Source organism: Nonomuraea antri, from assembly GCF_013283785.1.
GTDB lineage: Bacteria > Actinomycetota > Actinomycetes > Streptosporangiales > Streptosporangiaceae > Nonomuraea > Nonomuraea antri.
In genome coordinates this window covers 1-6,152 of sequence record NZ_JABCPZ010000376.1, presented here as the reverse complement: position 1 = coordinate 6,152, position 6,152 = coordinate 1, and the positions used below count along the sequence as shown (strand labels likewise).

4 protein-coding genes are annotated in these 6,152 nt (G+C 68.6%); 1 reads left to right on the top strand and 3 read right to left on the bottom strand.

Annotated features, from left to right (window positions below; genetic code table 11):
- Positions 1-219 precede the first annotated feature (219 nt).
- Positions 220-2,055: an ABC-F family ATP-binding cassette domain-containing protein gene (locus HII36_RS52555; RefSeq protein ID WP_173530918.1), complete on the bottom strand. Its 1,836-nt coding sequence runs from the start codon at positions 2,053-2,055 to the stop codon at positions 220-222.
- A 798-nt stretch (positions 2,056-2,853) separates the two neighbouring features.
- On the bottom strand, positions 2,854-3,756 hold the full coding sequence (locus HII36_RS52550) for a 4-(cytidine 5'-diphospho)-2-C-methyl-D-erythritol kinase (protein ID WP_173530917.1): 903 nt from the start codon (positions 3,754-3,756) through the stop codon (positions 2,854-2,856).
- A 402-nt stretch (positions 3,757-4,158) separates the two neighbouring features.
- Between HII36_RS52550 and HII36_RS52545 the strand changes: the two genes are divergently transcribed.
- Positions 4,159-5,193 (top strand): arginase family protein, encoded by a 1,035-nt coding sequence (locus HII36_RS52545; RefSeq protein ID WP_173530916.1) that lies wholly within the window; start codon positions 4,159-4,161, stop codon positions 5,191-5,193.
- A gap of 331 nt (positions 5,194-5,524) precedes the next feature.
- Here the strand turns inward: HII36_RS52545 and HII36_RS52540 are convergent.
- On the bottom strand, positions 5,525-6,152 hold a 628-nt coding region (locus HII36_RS52540; RefSeq protein ID WP_217371058.1), incomplete at its 5' end, for a C40 family peptidase.

Here is a 6,152-nt window from a genome sequence, read left to right as displayed (position 1 = left end):
TCGCTTTCCCGATCCAGCCGCTGGATCTTCGTCCAGCTCCCGGGTTCTCCCGCCCTCCTCGCACATCGCCCCGCCACCCAAGCCCCGATCGCCTTGGGCGGCCCATCACCCCGCCCGAAAACGCAGAACGGCCCTCAACCCCCCGTTCAAGGGGTTGAGGGCCGCACAATGCGGCCCGCCAGGGTCAGCCGTCCGTCTCCGGAAGGGGCCCCGCTCGGATCAGTCGCCCAGGCGGTCGGCCACCTCAAGCCACTCCGCCTCGACCGCGTCCTTCTGCGTCAGGACGTCCCTGAGCTGCGCGTCCAAAGACCCCAGCTTGGCGTAGTCGCTGGCCGCCTCCGCCATGGCCGTGTGGAGCTTGGCCTCCTGCTCGCCCAGTTTGTCCAGTTGCCGTTCCAGCCGGTTGAGATCCTTGCGAAGCTCGCGCTCCTCCTTGGCCGACAGCCCCGCCTTGCCCTGATCGGTCGCGGACGGCGTACCCTCCGCAGCCGCGGGAGCCTGCGACGGCACGGGGCGAGTGGCGCCGACGCCGGTACCGACGCGGGCGGTCACGGCGTTGCCGGCGGCGCGGCGTTCGAGGTACTCGTCCACACCGCCGGGCAGCATCGAGAGCTTGCCGTCGCCCAGCAGCGCCACACACCGATCGGCGACGCGCTCCAGGAAGTACCGGTCGTGGCTGACCAGGATCAGCGTGCCGGCCCAGCCGTCGAGCAGGTCTTCGAGCTCGTTCAGCGTCTCGATGTCGAGGTCGTTGGTGGGCTCGTCGAGCAGCAGGACGTTTGGGTCGTCCATGAGGAGCCTGAGCAGTTGCAGCCGCCGGCGCTCGCCGCCGGACAGGTCGCCGATGACCTTCCACTGCGCCTCGCCCTTGAAGCCCAGCCGTTCCAGCATCTGGGAGGCGGACCACTCCTTCTTGCCGACCTGGATGTACTTGCGGATCTCCTCCACCGTCTCCAGGACCCGGCGCGTGGGGTCGAGCTCGGCCAGTTCCTGCGACAGGTACGCCAGGCGCACTGTCTTGCCCCTGACCACGCGTCCGGAGTCGGGCTTGACCGTGTCGGCGAGCAGACGCAGCACCGACGACTTGCCCGACCCGTTCACGCCGATCAGCCCGATCCGGTCGCCCGGGCCGAACTGCCAGGTCGCGTGGTCGAGCACCAGCGGGCCCGCGTCGGGGCCGCCGGCGTGCAGGGTGACGTCCTCGAGGTCGTACACGGTCCTGCCGAGCCGGGCCGCCGCGAACCGCATCAGCTCCACGCTCTCGCGCGGCGGCGGCTCGTTCGCGATCAGTGCCTGCGCGGCCTCGATGCGGAACTTCGGCTTGGACGTACGGGCGGGCGGGCCGCGCCGCAGCCAGGCGATCTCCTTGCGCATGAGGTTCTGGCGGCGTTCCTCGGCGGCCTGGGCCAGACGGGCGCGCTCGGCCTTCGCCAGGACATAAGCGGCGTATCCACCCTCGTAGCGCTCGACTCGGCCGTCCACGACCTCCCAGGTCCTGGTGGAGACCGCGTCGAGGAACCACCGGTCGTGCGTGACGACCACCAACGCGCTCTTGCGTCCGGACAGGTGGGCGGCGAGCCAGGCGATGGCCTCGATGTCGAGGTGGTTGGTGGGCTCGTCCAGCATGATCAGGTCGTGCTCGTCGATGAGCAGCTTGGCCAGCGCCGTACGCCGCCGCTCACCGCCGGACAGGTCACCGGCCCGGGCGTCGAGGTCGAGATCGCCGATCAGGTTGGCCAGAATCTCGCGTACCTGCTGGTCACCGGCCCACTCGTGCTCGGCCCGCCCATCCAGGACAAGCTCCCGGACAGTGATCTCCGGATGCAGGTCGTCACGTTGCGACAGGAAACCGACGCGGAGGCCGCGATTGTGGGTCACCCGGCCGCTGTCGGGACGTACATCACCGGCGATGACGGACATCAGGGTCGTCTTGCCGCCCCCGTTACGTCCGACCACGCCGATGCGCTCTCCCGCTTCGATGCCGAGGGAGACGTCGTTGAGGAGTGGTTTGGGCCCATATGCATGGGAAACCGACTCAAGATTGACCAGGTTCATGGCTCTTCAAGGGTATCGGCTCCCCACCCACCTCCCGCCCGCGCGTAACGCCACCAGGTCTGGCATGCCGCGGCCTGCCTGGGGTGCCACAGGCCAGAAAGCACCTGGGCCGAGGCACCTGTGGACAAGCACGCGTCCGGACATGGCCTCGCAACCCAGACCGCAACGAGTCCAGGCACCCCGAACCGGAGAGTGACGCCAACGCCGAGACGGAGGAGACGAACCTCGAAGTCACAACGAACGAAACAGCCCGTATCCAGCAGGACGCCAGGAAGCCAAGCAGCAGACCATCGAGAGGCAGTTGCCGTGCAGTCGGGCGTTCGGGTGGACGCGACCCGGGCGGAAGGCGGTCGGACTGCAGCTTCCCATCGCAGGGCGGCCAGGCGGCATGCGGTGAGCGATGGCGGTCAGGCCACAGGTTCCGGGCACAGGGCAGTCAGGCGCTGGGCGATGGCGGGTCGAGCGGCAGGTCCCCGGGCATAGGGGGCCACGCAGCAGGCCGTCAGGCGATCCAACGGTGGGTGATGGCGGTCAGGCCGTCGGTTCCCGGCGGTGGGACGGTGAGTCGGCAGATTCCTGGACGGCACGCGGTCAAGCGGCAGGCCATCGGGCGGTCAACCGTGAGGCGGTGGTGGTCGGGCAGCAGGTTCCCGGCGCAGGGCGGTCAGGTAGCAGGCGGTCAGACAGCAGGCCGCCCAGTACAGGGCGGTCAGGTAGCGGGCGGCCAGGCGGCAGGTCGTCCGGCGCAGGGCGGTGAGGCGGCAGACGGCCGGGGGGTGGACCGTCGGCGAGGGGCGGTCAGGCGAGGGTGGCGCCGGCGACGGGGCCGTGGGCGGCGACGGCGTTGTGTGCCGCGCCGGTGGTGACCAGGCTCTGGGCCAGGTCGCGGGCGTGGGTGGCGTCGATGGCCAGGAAGGCGCAGGTCGGGCCGGAGCCCGAGACGATGGAGCCGAGAGCGCCGTGCTGGCGGCCCGCGTCGAGGGTGGGCTCCAGTTCGGGGCGGAGCGCGAGGGCGGCGGGCTGGAGGTCGTTGCTGAGGAGAGCGCCGAGCGCGTAGGCGTCGCCGGTGCCCAGGGCCTCCATGAGCGGGTCGTTCAGCTGGGGCCACGGGACCTCGGCAGCCGAGGCCGCCCGCTGACGGTCGCATTCGGCGTACACCTTGGCCGTGGACAGGCCGCCGTCGGCCAGCGCGAACACCCAGTGGAACGTGCCGCCGGTGGGCAGTTCGCTCAGCTGCTCACCGCGTCCGGTGCCGACCGCCGTGCCGCCGAGCAGCGAGAACGGGACGTCGCTGCCGAGATCACCGGCGATCTCCATGAGGTCTTCGAAGGGGAGGCCGAGGCCCCAGAGCTCGTTGCAGGCCACCAGCGCGCCCGCGGCGTCCGCGCTGCCTCCGGCCATGCCACCGGCCACGGGGATGTCCTTGTGAATGATCAGGTCGGCCCCGTACGTCCGGCCGGCGTGCTTGGCCAGCGCCCGGGCCGCGCGGATCGCCAGGTTGCTGTCGTCGACCGGCACCTGGTCGGCCCACTTGCCCATGACGGAGACGGTGATGGACTCCGACTCCTTCGCCACCACCTCATCGAAGATCGATACCGCATGGAAGACGTTGACTAGGTCGTGATAGCCGTCGTCCCGGAGGGGGCCCACGGAAAGCTGCACGTTGACCTTGGCAGGCACACGCACGGTCACCGAACTCATCGATCTTCTGCCACTCTCATCGCTTGCCGGGGTCAAGGACACTCGATGTTATCCGGGCGCGCTTCCCTGACATGCGGTTCTTGGAAGAAGTGCTGCGACTGGATGAAGACTGGATCTCTTGATGTCGAGTTGATAGCCATTTGTCCCCATCCGCGCCCGTTACACACTGTGATCATTGCTACTGTCTGTTACATTCAGCGACGCGCCGTATCGAGCGGACCGTCCGCCCTTCCACCTCACGCACGCCGCGTCGGCTGCACGCGTGCTCATCGCCGCGAGCCGGACGAAACCGATGTCGGGACGGATGCTTAACGATTGGCGGATGGCGGCCGCCTGGTTGTACATCTGGTGAAACGACGACAAAGCGGGTGGACGTCGGGTGTGCGTGAGGAGAAGCGAATCATGGATGTGACGGTCCTTGAGGTACCGCAGTGGCAGGGCTCGGGGTCTCGGACGGCGGAGCGGCTTACCGAAGGGGCCCGCCTGCTGGCCGGAATGGTGCCAGGAGCGCGGCGGCGGGTGCCGATCGAGATCGGCGACGACCTGGCCGCCAATGCCGCTCGGGTACGAGAAGCGATCGTCGACGCCGGCGACGGGCTGCTCGTCACCGCCGGCGGAGATTGCGGGGTCGAGTTCGGGCCGATTTCCACGATGCGGGAGCGGTACGGGGATCGGCTGGTGGTGCTCTGGTTCGATGCGCATGGGGATCTGAATACGCCAGAGTCGTCCCCTTCCGGGGCGTATCACGGGATGGTGCTTCGCGGGCTCATGGGCGAAGGCCCCAAGGGGCTCGCCGCTGAAGACGGGCTCCGGGCTGGGCAGATCGTGCTGGCCGGAGTGCGCGATCTCGACCCGGCCGAGGAGACGTTCGTACGGGAGTCCGGGATTCGGCACGTCCGGAGAGCCGATGTCGCCGGCCTCTTGGAGGCGGTGGCGGAGGCCGTCGCTGCGACCCGCATCGGCGCGACAACAGGTTCCGGCGCAACGACCAACGACACCGCAACGCACAGTGACACGGGCGACGAAGACGCGGGTGACCAAAACACGAGGGACGGCGAGGCAAGGGACGGCCAAGCGAGGGACGACCACGCGGGAGACCGGAACGCATTGGACGGAGGCGCAGGGGGCGGTGCTGCGGGGGACGGAGGCGTGCCGGGCGGCGGCGGAACGGGCGGGGTCAGGGAGACTGTGGGTGGTCCGGTCCTGTACGTGCATGTCGATCTGGACGTTCTCGACCCCGAGAGGTTCGCGAGCGTCGGGTGTCCTACCCCTGAGGGATTCGGGCCGGATGAGCTGCTTTCGATGGTGACCGCCTTGGCCGAACGGTATGACGTGGTGGGGTTGGGGATCATGGAGTACGAACCCGGTCGGGTCGAGGATCACGACCTGCTCGGCCCGTTGGTCGAGGGACTGGTCAAGGCCTGCTCGCGAGGCTGAGCCGCTGGTCCTCGACGAGGCTGAGCCGCTGGTCCTCGATGAGGCTTAGCCACAGGCTCTCGATGAGGCTGAGCCACAGGGCATGGTGCAGCCCTCCTCCTATCGCGAATGTACGTTCGGCCACCTCTGCGTGTTGCTCCTGAGGCAGGCGACGACCGAAATAATGCGGAGGGATGGTCAACAACCGCACGCGGAGAGTTATCGGAGCGCTACGGTATGGCATGAGGGCCTTGAGGTCGGCGTGTAGGTGTCGCAATCTACGCCGGGCTGAAGGCCCTCACCCTTTGCCGGGTGAGGCGACCTGCCGGGTGAGGCGACATTGCGTGCGTCGCTAGCCTGGGCGGACGGCGCCCCGATAGTGGGATCGGTAGTGGGGCGAGCGGAGGAAGATGCTCTTCTTGACCACGTCGCCTGTTTTCGGGGCGTGGATCATGATTCCCTGGCCCAGGTAGAGGGCTACGTGGGCGGGGTCTGACCTGCCGCCGTAGAAGAAGAGCAGGTCGCCTCTGCGGATCTTGCGCAGGGGTATTCGGCGGCCCTGTTTGAACTGGGTGCCCGTGTAGTGGGCGAGCTTCACTCCTGCTTTGGACCAGGCGTAGAGGGTGAGGCCGCTGCAGTCGAAGCCTCTCGTACGGGCTCCTCTGCCTATGCCGATGGTGGGGCCCGAGGACGAACCGCCGCCCCAGGAGAACGCGACGCCCAGCTGTGTCAGGGCGGCGGCTGCGGCGATGTCGCCTTTCGTGAGGAGCGGGATCCTTGCCGATGCCGACGCTACTGCTGCCGATGCTGCTGCTACTGCCGGTGGCGGGTGTGGGAGGGCGATCAGCGGGGCCAGGAGGCCTCCGCCGAGGGTGAGCCATATGAGGGCGAGTCGTTGTCGCCGTGCCATGTCGGCCTCCTCCTGTGCGGTTGAGGACGGAGGAGCCAGGATCATCGAGCAGCGCGGGGTGGTGTGGGGC